This window comes from Phyllobacterium sp. GQ127, assembly GCF_059758635.1.
The window spans coordinates 205,149-221,529 of the sequence record NZ_JCAXDZ010000003.1; the positions used below are offsets into that span (position 1 = coordinate 205,149).

Sequence of the window (16,381 nt, forward strand, 5' to 3'; positions counted from 1 at the left end):
CCTGCATCGTGGAGCGCAGTTCGCAGATAGAATTGACAATGCAAACAGCGTGCCAATTCGCTCAGCCGGATCGCAAAAATTTGAAAAACATATTAGCCGGATATTTTTAGCGGTGCTTTTTGCAGTTTGAAGCTGCCATTGCTATGCTGACGGCTCAAAAAAACCGCTTTTACCAATCGCCACGTTGATGCATTTTTAGGCAGGTGCGGAATTTCTAGGCATGATAAGGCGCAAATTCTGTCGCGAGCTTGGAACCAATAACTCACTTCCGGATTAACGATCTGGAATGAACGAAATGGAGAGTATTATGGAAAGTGCCGGAATCGGGTGGATCGCAGCAATCATCATTGGTGGCGTTGCGGGCTGGCTTGCAGAGATGTTCATGAAGAGCAACATGGGCGTCATCATGAACATCATACTCGGGATCGTGGGCGCGATAATCGCCAACGCGATCCTTTCCATGGTCGGCGTCGTCCTTACAGGCTGGCTGGGCTATTTGATTGCAGGCTTTATCGGCGCCTGTATTCTTATCGCTGTTGCCCGCATGTTCAAACGAACAGCCTGATTTGATTAATGAGAAACGGCAGCGAGTATAGCCTCGCTGCGAATTTCCTCGGTCAATTGAAGCCGTATCCGGGCAAACTCGGGTGCGGCTTTAACCGTGTAATGGCGCGGATGTCCCAGCGGTACCGGCGTGATCGACTTGATACGGCCCGGCCGCGCTGACATCGTAACCACGCGTGACGCCAGAAAAATCGCTTCTTCAATATCGTGCGTGACAAAGATAACTGTCTTTTGTTCCCGCTCCCAAATACTGAGCAGCAGTTCCTGCATCAAGCCTCGCGTCTGGTTATCCAGCGCTCCGAAAGGCTCATCGAGAAGTAGTATTTTCGGATCATTCGCCAAGGCGCGGGCAATTGCCGTGCGCTGCTGCATGCCACCGGACAATTGCTTTGGCCAATGGTTTTCAAATCCTTTAAGTCCCACCTTGTCGATGTAAGAGGCGACAATTTCAGCTTTTTCCTTTGCGCCGACGCCGCGTTCTGTCAGGCCGAAACCGATATTCTGTTCGATCGTCAGCCATGGAAACAGCGTATAGGACTGGAACACGACACCGCGATCTGCGCCTGGACCTTTCACCTCTTTGCCATCAAGCGTGACCGTGCCCGTGGTCGGCCGGTCAAGCCCCGCAACAATACGTAACAGCGTGGATTTTCCGCAGCCGGATGGTCCGAGGATGGACACGAAATCATTGTGCGGAACAGTCAAATCCGTCGGTTGCAGCGCCTGCACAGGCTGCCCGCCGCGAACACCCGGAAAGACACGGCTCACGCCTTTAATGATGAGCGTGCTCATGCGAGCCTCCATGCAAAAAGGCGGCGATTGACCGACTTGAACAGGAAATCTGAAATCAAACCGATAATGCCGATAACAATAATGCCGAAAATAATCTGACCTGTAGCGAGCAGCGCCTGACTGTTGATGATCATATACCCGATACCGGAGGATGCGCCGATCATTTCAGCCACGATGACATAGGTCCACGCCCAGCCTAGAACCAGCCGCAATGTCTCAGCCACGTCCGGGGCATTGGCAGGAATAAGCACGCGCTTGACCACACCTCGGTCATTGGCGCCGAGTGTATAGGCCGCTTCCACCAGGTCTCGCCTTGTATTGGCAACGGCAACGGCAACCATGAGAATGATTTGAAAAACGGCACCGATGAAAATCACCAGCAGCTTTTGCAATTCGCCGATACCCGCCCACAAAATGAGAAGTGGAATAAATGCCGATGCAGGGAGATAACGCGCGAAGGATACAAATGGCTCAAGCAGGGCTTCGATCGGTTTGTAAGCTCCCATCGCAATGCCAAGCGGCACGGCGATAATGGCAGCAATGATGAAGCCGCCAACAACACGCCAGATCGTCATTCCGATATCATAGAGAAAGTTCTGCTCCGACAGCAAAATCCAGCCATCATTCACCATGGTCAGAGGGTCTGCAAGAAAGGTGCTGGATACAAAGCCGCCGAAAGTCGCAAAAGACCAGCCACCGACAAAGAGAATGAAAAACAGAATACCCAGAAGTATCCGCGCTTGCGCCCCGATGGGCTGTAAAGGTCTGAACATAAAGTCCCCTTGGCAAAAACGAAGAGCGGACAATGCCCGCTCTTCGCGCAAGCCTCATTATTGTATGAAGCTGGTATCTACAATTGTTGAAAGATCGGGCTTCTTTTTGATGATGCCAATTTCAAGCAGCAATTCTGCAGCTTCCTCAGAAAAGGTCATGAATTCCTTTTCGAAGAAGATCTTGTTTGCAGCCTGATCCTGCCACTTCAGGTATTGGGCAGATTCTGCGAACTTTGCACCGGACTGCTTTACATCTGCTCCCATGATCTCAAAGGATTTATCCTTGTCTGAAGCAATCAAGGCCAATGCATCAAAATAGCTTTTGGCCAGCGCTTTTGCAGCTTCAGGATTCTTCTCCAGAAACTCATTCGTGCAGCCGAAAGTATCCATCACAGCCGGATAATCCAATGTGGTGGCGATGATCTTGCCCTTGTCTGGCGCAGCGCGAACAGTGGACAGATATGGCTCATAGGTCATGGCCGCGTCATTCTGCCCAGCGACAAAAGCCTGTGCCGCCGGTCCAGGTTCCATATTGACTACTTTCACGTCTTTGATCGAAAGACCATTCTTCTTCAGCATCCATGCCAGCACGAAATAAGGCGAGGTGCCAGGTGCAGAGGCCGCAACAGATTTGCCCTTGAGGTCAGCAATCGCGTTGACATCGCTGCGTACCACCATTCCGTCCGCGCCAAAGGATTTGTCCATCTGGAAAATCTGCTTCGTCGCGACACCATTGGCATTCCACGAAATCCATGTTTCCACGGTGGTTGCCGCGCATTGAACATCGCCGGAAGCAAGCGCCAGATGACGGCTGGCTTGCGGAATTTTGGTCAGCGTCACATCAAGACCGTTCTTCTTAAAAATTCCGGCCTGCTTTGCCAGCGTCAGCGGCGCGAAACCTGTCCATCCGGAAAGGCCGACGGAAACTGCTGTTTCTGCAAGTGCAGCGGTGGGAAAAAGTGCAAAAGCAACAGACGCGATTGCGATGTATTTTTTTAAACTCATCGTGACAGAACCCCTTTGTTTATTTTTTTGGCAAGCAGATATCTGACTATATGATAGGCAGGCCGGGTTTCTTTTGTCTACACATATTCGAAGAATTTATGTGAACCCAACTCACCCGAGCCGCGGCGCATAACTTGCAGGATCAATATTTTCTGGCCTGCCTGCAAGATCAAGCGCGCTCACCTTTGCCGGTGTTTTCGCGATCACTTTGCCGCCCTTTATAACAGCAAGGCGGGTTGCCTTCAGGCGTATGGCTTCTATCGTATCGGCGGCTTGCAGCAGCACCATGTCGGCCTTGCAGCCGACATCAAGCCCGTAGCCTTCAAGATTCAAAATCTTGGCCGGCTCTGTCGTCACCGCAGCAAAGCACTGGCGCATGGCGTCGCGGCTGGTCATCTGCGCCACATGCAGTCCCATGCTGGCAACGTCCAGCATATCGCCCTGCCCCAGCGAATACCAAGGATCCATCACGCAATCATGGCCGAAGGCGACAGTAACGCCATGAGCCAGAAGTTCCGGAACGCGTGTCATTCCGCGGCGCTTGGGATAAGTGTCATGGCGGCCCTGAATGCCAATATTGATCAGCGGATTGGCGATTGCGGCCACACCAGCTTCTGCAATCAGCGGCAAGAGCTTGCTGACATAATAATTATCCATCGAATGCATGGATGTCAGGTGCGAGCCTGTCGAGCGACCGCCAAGTCCGAGCCTTTGCGTTTCATAGGCCAGAGTTTCGATATGGCGTGACAGCGGGTCGTCAGTCTCGTCGCAATGCAGATCGATCATCAGCCCGCGCTCGGCAGCGATTTCGCACAAGGCCCGAACGCTTGCCGCCCCATCTGCCATGGTGCGCTCGAAATGAGGAATGCCGCCGACAACGTCGACACCCAAATCCAGTGCGCGCTTAAGCAGATCGACCGCGCCGGGGTAGCGATAGTAACCGTCTTGCGGGAAAGCCACGAGTTGCAAATCAATATAGGGCGCAACGCGCTTTTTGACCTCAAGCAAGGCTTCGACGCCAAGCAGTCGATCATCGCAAATATCGACATGGGTGCGGATAGCAAGCAGCCCTTGCGTGACCGCCAGATCGCAATAGCGCATTGCGCGCTCAATCACGGCTTCATGCGTCAGGAGCGGCTTCAACTCACCCCATATCTGAATTCCGTCCAGCAGCCTGCCGCTCTCGTTCAGACGCGGCTGACCCAGCGACAGCGTTGCATCCATGTGAAAATGGCAGTCGATGAAAGGCGGCGATACCAGGAGACCCGCCGCATCGATCACCTCACCCGCTTCGCCGGTCACATTGGCTTCAACCGCTGCAATACGCCCGGATATTACGCCGATATCCATGCCTGAGCGACCATCAGGCAGGGTTGCATTGGTTACTTTCAGATCGAACATGATGAAACCTTTATCTTTGACCCTTGAACCAGGGCACGAGCAATGAGCCCGGATAGTCAGCCTTGCGGGCAACCAGAACCAGCGCCAGAATGGAAAGGAGATAGGGCATCATCAGGAAAACCTGTCCTGGAACGAATGCTCCCACTTCGGTTTGCAGCCTGATTTGAAACGCATCAAATGCGCCAAACAGCAAGGCTCCGAGCAGCGCTTTTCCCGGTTGCCATGACGCGAATACGACGAGCGCAATGCATATCCAGCCACGTCCGTTGACCATGCCGAAGAAGAAAGCATCAAAGGCTGACATTGTAAGGAATGCACCGCCAAGAGCCATAAGCGAAGATCCGGCAATTACCGCACCTATACGCAGGCCGCGCACCGAAAGGCCCTGCGCTTCCACTGAGGATGGATTGTCGCCAACAGCCCTCAATGCAAGGCCAAGCGGCGTGCGGTAAAGCAGCCACGCGACCACGCCGACCAGGACGAAAGCCAATAGGGTCAATGCTGTCTGTTGAAACAGTACCGGACCAATAAACGGGATATCGGAAAGAACCGGGATATCAAGCGGCTGAAACGGGACAATGCGCGGTGGCGTCGACACATTGGGCAGGGCCGTGCGATAGGTGAAATATCCCATGCTTGTTGCCAGCAGCGTTATGCCAATGCCGGAAACATGCTGCGACAGGCCCAGCACCACCGTCAGAATTGCATGCAGCAATCCGAAGATTGCTCCTGCCAGCGCCGCGACCAGCACGCCGGTCCATAGGCCGCAGCCCATCCAGACCGCCATCCACCCGGCCATCGCGCCAGCAGTAAAAATGCCTTCAATGCCGAGATTGAGCACGCCGGCACGCTCACAGAGCAATGCTCCGAGCACGCCAAAAATCAATGGCGTTGCGATGCGGATGGCTGCCGCCCAGAAATTTACTGTCAACAGGATTTCGAGAATTTCCATTCTACTCTCCTGCCTGCAGGGGCGAAATGCCACGTTCGAATTTCAAACGGTAGCGCAGGAAAAATCCGCCCACGAGAACACAAAGCAGCGACAGCGCGACCACGAGATCAGCAAGATAGTTGGAAACGCCCGTCGCGCGGCTCATGGAATCCGCGCCGACAAAGACTGCCGCCACAAACAGTGCCGCAAGGACGACGCCAAGGGGATGCAGACCAGCAAGCATCGCAACGACAATGCCGGAGTAACCGAAACCGGGCGACAGGTCGGCGGAAAGATAGCCCTTGACACCGGCCACCTCGCTCACCCCTGCCAGACCTGCAAGTCCACCGGAGATCAAGGCCACTTTCAGCACAGTCGCATTTACAGGCACTCCGGCAAATCGCGCCGCTGGCTTGTTTTCACCCACAGCCCTGATTTCAAAACCGAGAACAGTTTTGGAAACGGTAATCCACAAAATGAGCGCTGCGACCAAGCCGATAATCAGCCCGCCATGGACACGCATGCGCGCAAAGAGTTTGGGAAAGGCAGCTGCATCGGCCAATGGAACCGATTGTGGCCAGCCCAACGCAAGCGGGTCCTTGATCGGCCCCTCTATCAGCATCTGAACGAAGAGTATGACGATGAAATTGAGCAGCAATGTCACCACGACTTCATCGGCACCAAAGCGTAGTTTCAGCAGCGCAGGAACGATCATCAGCAGACCACCGGCAATGATACCGGCAAGGATGATGGCGGGTATCAGCAAAGGTCCCGGCAAGGATAAAAGCCCGCTGCCCACACCAACTGCCGCGAGAGCTCCGGCATAAAGCTGGCCCTCCGCACCAATGTTCCAGAGCTTGGCACGGAATGCGATGGCAGCGGCGAGGCCGGTCAAAACGAGCGGTGTTGCCCGGGTAAGCGTCTCGGAAAAGGCAAACATGGAACCGAACGAGCCCTTGAACATGAGCCAATAGGCCGTCAGCGGCGATACGCCCGCAAAACTCACCGGCACAGCCACCAAGGCAAAAGCGGCAAGCGCAGCTATAACGGAAATGATGATGCGCGCATTGAGCGAAACATCATTACGAGGCTGCAACGATATCCGCATCACGATGCCACCTGTAGGGTATGTCCCGCCATCATCATTCCTACTGATCCCCGGTCCAGTCCTTCTGCTGGTCCTGCATCCATCACTTCGCCCGTATGCACCACGAGCAGCCGGTCGGAAAGTGCAAACAACTCATCCAGATCTTCCGAGATCAGAAGCACGCCTGCACCACGATCCCGGGCAGCGAGAATACGCTGATGGACCTCCGATTGGGCGCCAATATCGAGGCCGCGCGTTGGTTGATTGGCGAGGATAAGTTTGGGAGAACGCTCCAATACACGCGCCAGAATGAGCTTTTGGATATTGCCGCCCGAAAGAAGCCGCGCCTGTGCATCTGGTCCCTGGCAGCGTATGTCATAGGCCTTGATGGCATCGCTCGCCCTTTTGCGCATGGCCTTGCGCTTGATGAATCCGGCGGTCTGAAACTCTTTGCCGTGCAGATCTTCTATAGCAATATTTTCGGCCACCGACATGGACCCGACCACACCATCATGCTGGCGATCTTCCGGCATGCGTGCAACGCCCGCCGCAACCAAAGCGCGCGGATCGCCAGTTTTCATGGGCTTGCCATAGAGCCGCACCGAACCTTTATCGACTGTCTCAAGGCCTGAAACCAAAGCCGCAATTGCCGATTGGCCATTGCCTGACACACCCGCCACGCCGACAATCTCCCCTGCCTTGATGACAAAGGAAACCTCGTTGAGCGATTGACGCACCGATCCGCGTTTCAACGACACTTGATCAAATTCCAGCACTGCCGCGCCAATCTGCGATGGCTTGCGCTGCAATGGCGGCACAGCGCGCCCGACCATCATATCAGCGATCGAACGTTTATCCGCAGAAGCCGTAGTCAATTCTCCGGCCTTCTTGCCGCCCCGCAACACCGCGATGCGGTGTGAAACCGCCAATACTTCACCCAGCTTGTGTGAGATGAAAATAACGCCCAATCCGCTTGCAGCAAGCCGGCGTAGAATAATAAAAAGCCCGTCCGCTTCCTGCGGCGTCAATACTGCGGTCGGTTCATCCAGAATCAACACCCGCACATCGCGGTAAAGCGCCTTGAGAATCTCGATACGTTGTTTTTCACCGACACTCAGTTGGGCGGTTTTCACGTCAAGATCGACCGTCAGCCCGCTTTCACGCATGATTGCGTCGATCCGTTTGCGCAAGGCGCGACGGCTGCGCCAGACCTGCCATAGCGATTCCGTGCCAAGCACAATATTGTCGAAACCCGTCAGATTTTCGGCCAATGTGAAATGCTGATGCACCATGCCGACACCAGCATCCAGAGCTGCACTCGGCGAGCCTTTGGGCAATTCATGCAGAATACCTGAATCATCCGCGACACGTATGGCTCCCTCTTCCGGCACATAATGCCCGAAAAGAACGTTCATCAATGTCGTCTTCCCGGCGCCATTTTCGCCGAGAAGCGCGAGTATCTCACCCCGTTTGAGGGAAAGGCTCAAATCATCATTGGCAACGAGAGAACCGAAGCGCTTGGTGATGTTGTCGAGAGCCAGGACGACAGAGCCATTCTCCGCCTGTCCTTTTGTCTGTATCATGTCTCTGCCTCACCAAAAGCGATCTTGTCCATTTCCCATATTATCCTTGGCATACACATCATGCGTGGTTCGCCCTTCGACAAGCTCAGGAAGCTCACCATGAGGAAGGTGGCGTTTGGCAAGAAGCAATGATTTGCACAGTCGCGATTATCCACGCAATCAACCCACCTCCCTCGTGGCGAGCTTCCTGAGCTTGTCGAAGGGCGAACCACGCAGCGCAAACTGTGCAATTAATCCACCCTCTTCAATGCGTTATAGTCTGCCTTGATTGCCCTATTTCGTCGATTTGGGTTCCGCGTCATTGATCTCGATCTTCAGCGTCCCCGCCTTGATCTCGGCTTCCTTGGCTTTTGCGATCGTGATTGATTCCGGGGTTGCAAGCTTTTCATCGACGACGATGCTGCCGCCGCCGGCACCGAGGAATGAATAGATCCCGAAATCAGCCGCTTTGAAGCTGCCCGCCTTCACCTCCGCGATCGCCTTGTCGGCCGTCGGCTCAAAATGCCAAAGCGCGCTGGCAAGAACTGTCCCGGGATAATCCTTGGATGTATCGATCACATTGCCAATGGCCAGAACGCCGCGCTCCTTGGCAGCATCGGACACGCCGAAGCGTTCGGCATACATAATGTCCGCACCGGCATCGATCATCGCGAATGCCGCTTCCTTGGCCTTGGGCGGATCATACCAGGAATTGATAAAGGTCACGAGGAACTTGACGTCAGGATTGGTTTCCTTGGCGCCTTGAATAAAGGCATTCATCAGCCGGTTAACTTCCGGAATTGCATAGCCACCGACAAGCCCGATTATATTGCTTTTGGTCTTGGCGCCAGCAATGAGCCCGGTCAGATAGGCAGGCTCCTGAATGAAATTATCAAAGGTGGCAAAGTTCGGCTCTACCGGCGGTAGCGAAGAACCCATGAGGAATTTGATATCTGGATATTCGGCGGCAACAGCGCGCGAGGGCTTTTCAACGCCAAATGCCTCGCCAACAATCAGATTTGCTCCCTGTTCGGCATATTCGCGCATAACGCGCTCATAATCCGTATTGGAGACATTTTCCGAGTAGGAATAGTCAATATCGCCACGCTCCTTGGCGGCATTTAGCGCCAGATGAATCCGGCTAACCCATTGTTGCTCAATCGGAACCGTGTAGATGCCAACCACTTTGATTTTTTCCTGAGCTGCCGCCGGTCCAAAAGCGGCCATTGTCAAGGCAGCGCCAGCGACGAGCCCGATGAAAGCCCTGCGGCCTAATTGGAAAACAGTTTTCATATCATTCCCCTTATTGTTTATTTTTTGATCACAACCCCATCACCGCTACTTAATAGGCAATGGCAGTTTTTCGCAATGTGAAAGGGAAAATGACAAGAGGATTATCGAAATTCTGCACAGCTCAACTGCGCAAGAGCACCAAAAGAAATTGGCGCCGTGTCGGGCAGGACAGGCGCCATCTCATGCCGGAAGGTCCGGTATATCATGCAGCTCTATTTCGGGCAGCACATTGAACGCTCTGCCGCACCCGGACGATAAAGCCAATTGGGTGGCATTTTCAGAACGTGAAATGCGCGTTCCTGTCTTTGCGGTGCCTGGCTCAGCCTGCCGACGCGCGCCATTAATGTGCGAACCTCATCCGACTTCACGCCATCACTCGCCATCATTTGACGGATGATCGGTTCAGCCAGCAATTCGTTCAGTGTTGGTTCAATCGCTTCCAGCATGATTCTCTCCTCAAATGATGACAGTGCTGGCAATCTGACCGCGCTCAATGTCGCTTGCATGTCGTCATTATGGCGGTTGTAAGAATTGCTTCAGGCGATCTGAAAAATCTTGCCATAAAGTGGAAAACTCCAAAAGCAATCAATGGACGCATGCGCATGCATCATTTGAATTTTGCTGCCAAGCGGCTTAGGGTCAGGGCTTGTCGCTATAACCAAAAGACGCCCGAAACGGCATATTTTCCCGCAGTTCGAATAATTCAAAGACCGTTCCATGCTCCGTAAGTTTACATTGCGTCGTCTCGGCGTCTTCTCCATTTTTCTCGCACCGAGCCGCTTGCGTGCCTTTGCACGAAGTCATGAAGCAGGCCTTGTTCTGGTTGCCGTACTCGTCGGCATTTTTTCAGGTTTCGTCGTGACCGCGATGAGCCGCATCGCCCAATATCTGCACTTGGTGATCTTCAACCTGCAACCCGGTGAACGTCTGTCATCATCAATGTCCGCAAGTCATACGGCGCTCTTTTTCGCTCCAATTGTGGGGGGTGCTATTCTTGGTGTCCTGCTCTTCCTTCTGGCGCTCTACCGTAAAAAGCCGATTGTCGATCCGATTGAGGCGAATGCCCTGCATGGTGGCCGTCTCTCACTCAATGACAGCATCATCGTCACCGTCCAGAATCTGATTTCCAATGGCTTTGGCGCTTCCGTGGGACTGGAGGCAGGTTATACCCAGCTCGCCTCCGGTTTGGCGTCAAAGTTTGGTCTGTCCTTGCGCTTGAGACGTTCGGATATGCGCATCCTCGTTGGTTGCGGCGCTGCCGGCGCTATCGCCGCCGCGTTCAACGCTCCGTTGACTGGCGCATTCTATGCCTTCGAGCTGATCATTGGTTCCTATACTATTTTAAGCCTGACACCCGTTGTTGCCGCCGCACTTGTATCCAATCTTGTCGCGCGGGCACTTGCCGGTGATAATTTCGTTATCGACATTGGCGAGTTCGGCACCGTTGTTCCCGCCGACTATGTCCCGGCGCTTCTCCTCGGCTTGCTTTGTGCCGGTGCTGGTATCGCGCTGATGAAGGGCGTCGCTTTCGTTGAAGAACTCGCCCGCAAAAGCTTCATCCCATTCTGGATGCGACCCGTCCTTGGCGGTGCGGTTGTCGGCGGACTGGCCTTGATTTCACCGCAGGTGCTGTCGGGAGGTCATGGCGCGCTGCATCTCAATCTGGATTACACAGGGCCTATTGCCGGCATTATCGGTATTATCCTGCTGAAAGCGCTTGCGTCCGCCATTTCCATCGGTTCGGGTTTTCGCGGGGGCCTGTTCTTCGGCTCACTTTTCCTAGGTGCACTCCTTGGCAAACTCTTTGCTTTTTCCGCACCCTATGTCTTTGCCCACGCAACCCTGACGCCCGTGACCTATGCGGTTGTCGGCATGAGCGCTCTGGCAGTCTCGGTGATCGGTGGCCCTTTGACGATGACCTTCCTCGCATTGGAAATCACAGGGGACTTTCCGATAACGGTTCTTGTGCTTGCCGCTGTCATTGCGGCATCCATTACAGTCCGGAACACATTCGGCTACTCCTTTGCCACATGGCGCTTTCACTTGCGGGGTGAAAGCATCCGTAGCGCCCATGATGTGGGTTGGATTCGCAATCTGACAGTGGCCAAGCTGATGCGTACAGATGTGCGCACGGCTTCCGACAAGATGAGCATCAGCGAATTCCGTCAGGAGTTTCCGCTCGGCTCAACGCAACGTGTCATCATTGTCAGCGATGAGAATAAGTATGTCGGCATCATAATCGTTGCGGAAGCGCATTCAGGCATCACGGAGACAACCGATGAAGCGCAACCTATTGGCCCATTGATCAAATATCAGGGTGAGTATCTACAACCGCAAATGAATGCGCGACAGGCCGTACGCCTGTTCGACAATGCCGAAGCCGAAGCTTTGGCCGTCGTTAATGACATTGTGGAACTGAAGGTCGTCGGGCTTTTGAGCGAAAGCCACACGCTGCGGCGATACAGTGAAGAGCTCGACCGGCAACGCCGACACGTGTCCGGCGAAATCTGATCGCTCATCATATTCGCAAATTTTAACCCCATTTTAACCACGGTTTGTTGCAATGCGTAACATTGTGTTACTGTAATTGGAATCAAACCGGGGCAATCTCTTGCAATCAGGCACCAAGTCAGTTGGGAAATCATCTCCCGTCAACGGAAACTCCGCATTGGCATCAATGTGCAGCTTCTGGGGACTGCTTAGGGCGTACTGGACCTCCGAGCGCTGGGTTGAAGCCTGGACGCTGACAATCGCCATTGCGCTTTTGACCGCCGCAGCCAGCAAGGCCAGCGTCTGGATGGCGATGGCGTCGGGCGAGTTGATCAACTCGCTGGTCGATATACACGACCCTTTTGTCGTTAATCCGCTCAATGTGATCCTCGCAAATGCCGGTATTCTCGTTGCAATTGTTGCAGTCAAGGAAATTGGCTTCATCGGTGTCCGTCATCTCCTTTCGACAACCTTGCATCGTAAATGGCGCGGCTGGCTCAATGGCCGCTTCGGTGAGGCGCTGCTTGATGAACAGCACACACATTATCATTTGCAGCAGGGAAGTTCGGCGGAGCAGACTCCCGACAATATCGACCAGCGCATTCAGGAATCCATCAAGGGAATGACCGGCGGCGCCATTGGGCTGGCCATGGGCGTGCTGGGCGTCACAATGTCCATTCTTTTCGTGGGCCAGAAACTCATTGAACTTTCAACGCCAATACCCGGCCTTGATTTTCTTGGAGATTATGGCAGTGCCACGCTGGCCTTTACGGCCATTGCGCTCTACGTGCCGGTCAGCACATGGATTGCCATGCGTATTGGTCGCGCTCTTGAAAAACTCACCCTCGCCATGCAGCAATCCGAAGGCAGTTACAGAAGTGAGCTGACCACATTGTTGCGCCGCAGCTTTCAGGTTGCCGCTGCCAATGGCGAGACTGTTCAAAAGTCGTTAAATGACAAGCTTTACAGAAGCGTCGACAATAATTGGGGGCGTTTCAATGTGTTCGATGCCTGCTATATGTCGTTCACCTCGATCTACAATTTCTTTTCCGCCCGTATTGTCGCCTATATACCCGGTCTTCTGCCCTATATGGGTAATACGATCAGCTTCAAGAACTATATTACCGGTTCCGAGCTTGTTGGTTCGATGATCAATGAATGCTCCTGGTTTATCCATGTCATGCCCGCAATTGCCAATTTGAAGGCAAATGCACGGCGCGTTACCGAATTGGCCCAAGCGGTCGAGCGTGTCAGCCAGCCCTCGGAATATTATCGGTCCACCGGTGTCAGTGAGTTCAAATTTGCAACACAGCACGAAGCCTTTGGCGTCTCGGTGCGGGGACTTGAATTGATGCACCGCGACAGCGAGGCCAAGGCTTTTCTCACGCTTGGAAATATGCGGTTGCGCAAGGGCCAATGGGCTTACATCAAGGGCGATTCCGGTAGTGGAAAAACCTGTTTGCTCAAAGCAATGAACGGGCTTTGGGGCTATGGCCGTGGTGAAATCTTTTACCCGAAAGATGCGGCAACGATGTATGCGGCGCAAGAGGTCAAACTTCCCGGCGTCTCGCTGAAACAGCTCGTATGCCTCCCAATGGATGAGAGCCGTTTTGGCGATTCCTCCGTTGCGGCCGCCCTGCACCGCGCCGGCATGGGCGACTTTATTGAAAACCTTGGTGAAGAATGCCGCGATGGCACGTCTTGGGACCAGCTCCTGTCGGGTGGTCAGAAGCAGAAACTGGTGCTTGCGCGCATATTGCTGCACAAGCCTGCGGTTTTGTTTCTTGATGAAGCAACCGGCGCGCTGGACCCGGACTCCAAGATCGCCTTCCATCAGGCCATCAAGGATCATTGTGCCGGAACCACCGTCATCAGCGTGATGCATGAGATCGAAGCGCCACGCTCGGTTACCGGCGAAAACTTCTATACGCATATTTTGGAGATCAATGGCGGCACAGCTATCCAGCGGCCACTTCTGGAGACATTGGTCGAGCCAGATCCGCTACGAGCAACAAACTTCCCGCTGATTGCCGCCGAATAGCCCTTTTCGGAACACGGCACTTTTTGTCCGGCAGAAGCAGTTCTGTTTAAATGAGACTACCGGTCATTTGCGCAAGCCGTCTCTAGCGCAAATTGGCTCATATAACGCCAATTCTGTTTCCCGGCCGAGACAGGAATTCGATAAAGAAAAACGCGATTTAATCCTATCCGAAGGAATAGCCTGCACCGCGTACGGTCCGGATCGGATCAAGCGATCTGCCAATATTGATTGCCTTGCGCAAACGGCCAACATGCACGTCAACCGTACGGTCATCGACGTAAATATCCGCGCCCCATACATTGTCCAGGAGCTGTCCGCGCGAGAACACCCGGCCTGGGGACTGCATCAGGAATTCCAGCAGGCGGAATTCTGTCGGTCCGAGCTTGAGTTCACGCTCTTTACGGAAAACCCTGTGCTGTTCGCGGTCAAGTTTCAGATCTCCAAAGCTCAACACATGCGACAAGAGACTTGGATTGACCCGGCGTAGCATGGACTTGATGCGTGCCAGCAATTCCGGTGTCGAGAACGGCTTGACCATGTAATCATCCGCACCGGTTGAAAGACCGCGAACACGCTCGCTTTCTTCACCGCGCGCGGTCAACATGATGATCGGCAGGATTTCTGTCTCGCGCCGAGCACGCAGGCGGCGGCAAAGTTCAATACCGGAAAGGCCTGGAAGCATCCAATCGAGGATCAGCAGATCCGGCACCTTTTCGCGCAAGGCGATTTCGGCTTCGTCACCACGGCTGATGGTTTCGACAATATAGCCTTCTGCCTCCAGATTATAACGCAGGAGAACACTGAGGGCATCTTCGTCTTCAACGACTGTGATTCTGGGAGCTATAGGCATGGTCTGCTTCCGGCAATTATGGCGTTACTGGCTCGTCAAGAATAACGGTATGCGACTGATCTTCCTTCGGGCGTTCCGCCGGAAGCTGTGTTCCCGTTACAATGTAATAGACCGTCTCGGCGATATTGGTGGCATGGTCACCGATGCGCTCAATATTCTTGGCGCAGAACAAAAGATGCGTGCAAGCGGATATATTGCGCGGATCTTCCATCATATAGGTCAGGAGTTCGCGGAACAGCGACGTGTAAAGCGCATCAATCTCATCATCGCGTTCACGGACGATATTGACCTGTGCCACCGAGCGTGTTGCATAAGCGTCGAGAACATCCTTAAGTTGTGTCAATGCCAGTTCTGCGATGGTCTGCAGGCCGCGATAGACAGAGAGCGTCTGGCGCGTATCGTTGACGGCTACGACACGCTTGGCAATGTTCTTGCCAAGATCGCCGATACGCTCAAGATCGGATGAAATGCGGATCGTGCCGATTACTTCGCGCAAGTCGATCGCCATTGGCTGGCGCTTGCCGATGATGGTGATCGCCTTTTCGTCAATCTCGCGCTGACCGGCGTCGAGGATAAGGTCATCAGAGATCACGCGCTGGGCAAGCGCATTGTCCGAATTGACCATGGCCGACACAGCCTGTTCGACCATGCGCTCCGCATGTCCGCCCATCTCTGCAATCTTGTGCGTCAGAAACTTCAGTTCATCGTCATAAGAGCGGACGGTGTGTTGTGCTGTGTCAGTCATTGTCTAACCCTCTTCCCGTGAGATCAACCGAAACGTCCGGTAATGTAGTCCTGCGTGCGCTTTTCGGTAGGGCTGGTAAACATCATTTCAGTGTCACCGACTTCAACAATATTTCCAAGATGGAACATTGCCGTGCGTTGCGACACGCGTGCCGCCTGCTGCATTGAGTGCGTGACGATGACGATCGTGTAGTTCTGGCGCAATTCGTCGATCAGTTCTTCAACCTTTGCCGTCGCGATAGGATCAAGCGCCGAGCAAGGCTCGTCCATCAAAATCACTTCCGGACTGACCGCAATGGCGCGCGCGATGCAAAGACGCTGCTGCTGTCCGCCGGAAAGACCGGTGCCAGATTCATGCAGACGGTCTTTCACTTCCGCAAACAGGCCTGCGCGCTGCAGGCTTTTTTCCACGATTTCGTCGAGATGACTCTTGCTTTTGACAAGACCATGAATGCGCGGGCCATAGGCAACATTTTCGAAGATCGACTTCGGAAATGGATTTGGCTTCTGGAACACCATGCCGATACGGGCGCGCAACTGAACCACGTCGATCTTGGGATCATAGATATCGCGCTCATCAAGCGTGATATTGCCCGTGACCCTGCAGATCGAAATCGTATCATTCATGCGGTTCAGGCAACGCAGGAAAGTCGACTTGCCGCAACCCGATGGTCCGATAAGCGCGGTGACTTCCTTTTCCCTGATATCGAGACTGACTTCAAAGAGCGCTTGTTTGGCTCCGTAAAATACGGAGACGTTTTCGCCCTTCATCTTTATCGCAGGCTGGTTCGAGGAGTTATGCAATTTCTTTTCCACATCAACTTCGGATAACATGTTCATGTCCTTGT

15 protein-coding genes are annotated in these 16,381 nt (G+C 53.8%); 3 read left to right on the forward strand and 12 right to left on the reverse strand.

What is annotated here, in order from left to right; genetic code table 11:
- Positions 1 to 307 precede the first annotated feature (307 nt).
- Positions 308 to 565, forward strand: a complete 258-nt coding sequence (locus AC6CHM_RS13005) for a GlsB/YeaQ/YmgE family stress response membrane protein (protein WP_115054166.1) — start codon at positions 308 to 310, stop codon at positions 563 to 565.
- Positions 566 to 570: 5 nt separating this feature from the next.
- Here the strand turns inward: AC6CHM_RS13005 and AC6CHM_RS13010 are convergent, their stop codons facing one another.
- The 9 genes from AC6CHM_RS13010 to AC6CHM_RS13050 form a co-directional block, all read right to left on the reverse strand.
- Complete coding sequence (locus tag AC6CHM_RS13010; RefSeq protein WP_307280793.1) at positions 571 to 1,356, reverse strand: ABC transporter ATP-binding protein; 786 nt, start codon at positions 1,354 to 1,356, stop codon at positions 571 to 573.
- Positions 1,353 to 2,129 carry an ABC transporter permease gene (locus AC6CHM_RS13015; RefSeq protein WP_307280797.1) on the reverse strand — a complete coding sequence of 259 codons (777 nt, stop codon included), beginning with the start codon at positions 2,127 to 2,129 and terminating at the stop codon, positions 1,353 to 1,355. The genes AC6CHM_RS13010 and AC6CHM_RS13015 overlap by 4 nt, the downstream gene beginning before the upstream one ends.
- Before the next feature lie 57 nt (positions 2,130 to 2,186).
- A complete protein-coding gene (locus tag AC6CHM_RS13020; protein WP_115054163.1) occupies positions 2,187 to 3,134 on the reverse strand; it encodes an ABC transporter substrate-binding protein in 948 nt (315 codons plus the stop codon).
- Positions 3,135 to 3,245: 111 nt separating this feature from the next.
- Entirely contained in the window at positions 3,246 to 4,538 is a 1,293-nt protein-coding gene (locus AC6CHM_RS13025; RefSeq protein WP_498173673.1) for an amidohydrolase family protein, read from the reverse strand.
- 7 nt (positions 4,539 to 4,545) lie between these two features.
- Positions 4,546 to 5,487 (reverse strand): ABC transporter permease, encoded by a 942-nt coding sequence (locus AC6CHM_RS13030; RefSeq protein ID WP_498173453.1) that lies wholly within the window; start codon positions 5,485 to 5,487, stop codon positions 4,546 to 4,548.
- 1 nt (position 5,488) lies between these two features.
- Positions 5,489 to 6,574, reverse strand: a complete 1,086-nt coding sequence (locus AC6CHM_RS13035; RefSeq protein WP_115054161.1) for an ABC transporter permease — start codon at positions 6,572 to 6,574, stop codon at positions 5,489 to 5,491.
- Positions 6,574 to 8,136 (reverse strand): ABC transporter ATP-binding protein, encoded by a 1,563-nt coding sequence (locus AC6CHM_RS13040; RefSeq protein ID WP_498173454.1) that lies wholly within the window; start codon positions 8,134 to 8,136, stop codon positions 6,574 to 6,576. Before AC6CHM_RS13040 ends, AC6CHM_RS13035 begins: the two co-directional genes overlap by 1 nt.
- Before the next feature lie 273 nt (positions 8,137 to 8,409).
- Positions 8,410 to 9,408 carry a BMP family protein gene (locus AC6CHM_RS13045; protein WP_115054159.1) on the reverse strand — a complete coding sequence of 333 codons (999 nt, stop codon included), beginning with the start codon at positions 9,406 to 9,408 and terminating at the stop codon, positions 8,410 to 8,412.
- A gap of 212 nt (positions 9,409 to 9,620) precedes the next feature.
- On the reverse strand, positions 9,621 to 9,854 hold the full coding sequence (locus AC6CHM_RS13050; protein WP_115054158.1) for a hypothetical protein: 234 nt from the start codon (positions 9,852 to 9,854) through the stop codon (positions 9,621 to 9,623).
- A 271-nt stretch (positions 9,855 to 10,125) separates the two neighbouring features.
- Between AC6CHM_RS13050 and AC6CHM_RS13055 the strand changes: the two genes are divergently transcribed.
- A complete protein-coding gene (locus tag AC6CHM_RS13055) occupies positions 10,126 to 11,919 on the forward strand; it encodes a chloride channel protein (RefSeq protein ID WP_498173457.1) in 1,794 nt (597 codons plus the stop codon).
- Between the two features lie 166 nt (positions 11,920 to 12,085).
- Positions 12,086 to 13,939 carry an ABC transporter ATP-binding protein/permease gene (locus AC6CHM_RS13060; RefSeq protein ID WP_498173674.1) on the forward strand — a complete coding sequence of 618 codons (1,854 nt, stop codon included), beginning with the start codon at positions 12,086 to 12,088 and terminating at the stop codon, positions 13,937 to 13,939.
- 163 nt (positions 13,940 to 14,102) lie between these two features.
- Here the strand turns inward: AC6CHM_RS13060 and phoB are convergent, their stop codons facing one another.
- The 3 genes from phoB to pstB are packed head-to-tail and all read right to left on the reverse strand — an operon-like array spanning position 14,103 to position 16,373.
- Entirely contained in the window at positions 14,103 to 14,789 is a 687-nt protein-coding gene (phoB, locus tag AC6CHM_RS13065; protein WP_008128223.1) for a phosphate regulon transcriptional regulator PhoB, read from the reverse strand.
- 16 nt (positions 14,790 to 14,805) lie between these two features.
- Positions 14,806 to 15,534, reverse strand: coding sequence for a phosphate signaling complex protein PhoU (gene phoU, locus AC6CHM_RS13070; RefSeq protein ID WP_115054154.1), 729 nt, complete (start codon positions 15,532 to 15,534; stop codon positions 14,806 to 14,808).
- Positions 15,535 to 15,557: 23 nt separating this feature from the next.
- Positions 15,558 to 16,373 (reverse strand): phosphate ABC transporter ATP-binding protein PstB, encoded by an 816-nt coding sequence (gene pstB / locus AC6CHM_RS13075; protein WP_307280822.1) that lies wholly within the window; start codon positions 16,371 to 16,373, stop codon positions 15,558 to 15,560.
- Positions 16,374 to 16,381: the final 8 nt, after the last annotated feature.

Bases quoted from the DNA above. Each gene is read 5' to 3' on its own strand.
- phoU (WP_115054154.1), bottom strand. From the start codon at position 15,534: ATGACTGACACAGCACAACACACCGTCCGCTCTTATGACGATGAACTG.
- AC6CHM_RS13030 (WP_498173453.1), bottom strand. From the start codon at position 5,487: ATGGAAATTCTCGAAATCCTGTTGACAGTAAATTTCTGGGCGGCAGCC.
- AC6CHM_RS13045 (WP_115054159.1), bottom strand. From the start codon at position 9,408: ATGAAAACTGTTTTCCAATTAGGCCGCAGGGCTTTCATCGGGCTCGTC.
- pstB (WP_307280822.1), bottom strand. From the start codon at position 16,373: ATGAACATGTTATCCGAAGTTGATGTGGAAAAGAAATTGCATAACTCC.
- AC6CHM_RS13060 (WP_498173674.1), top strand. From the start codon at position 12,086: ATGTGCAGCTTCTGGGGACTGCTTAGGGCGTACTGGACCTCCGAGCGC.
- AC6CHM_RS13020 (WP_115054163.1), bottom strand. From the start codon at position 3,134: ATGAGTTTAAAAAAATACATCGCAATCGCGTCTGTTGCTTTTGCACTT.
- AC6CHM_RS13040 (WP_498173454.1), bottom strand. From the start codon at position 8,136: ATGATACAGACAAAAGGACAGGCGGAGAATGGCTCTGTCGTCCTGGCT.
- AC6CHM_RS13015 (WP_307280797.1), bottom strand. From the start codon at position 2,129: ATGTTCAGACCTTTACAGCCCATCGGGGCGCAAGCGCGGATACTTCTG.
- AC6CHM_RS13055 (WP_498173457.1), top strand. From the start codon at position 10,126: ATGCTCCGTAAGTTTACATTGCGTCGTCTCGGCGTCTTCTCCATTTTT.
- AC6CHM_RS13005 (WP_115054166.1), top strand. From the start codon at position 308: ATGGAAAGTGCCGGAATCGGGTGGATCGCAGCAATCATCATTGGTGGC.
- AC6CHM_RS13035 (WP_115054161.1), bottom strand. From the start codon at position 6,574: ATGCGGATATCGTTGCAGCCTCGTAATGATGTTTCGCTCAATGCGCGC.
- AC6CHM_RS13010 (WP_307280793.1), bottom strand. From the start codon at position 1,356: ATGAGCACGCTCATCATTAAAGGCGTGAGCCGTGTCTTTCCGGGTGTT.
- phoB (WP_008128223.1), bottom strand. From the start codon at position 14,789: ATGCCTATAGCTCCCAGAATCACAGTCGTTGAAGACGAAGATGCCCTC.
- AC6CHM_RS13050 (WP_115054158.1), bottom strand. From the start codon at position 9,854: ATGCTGGAAGCGATTGAACCAACACTGAACGAATTGCTGGCTGAACCG.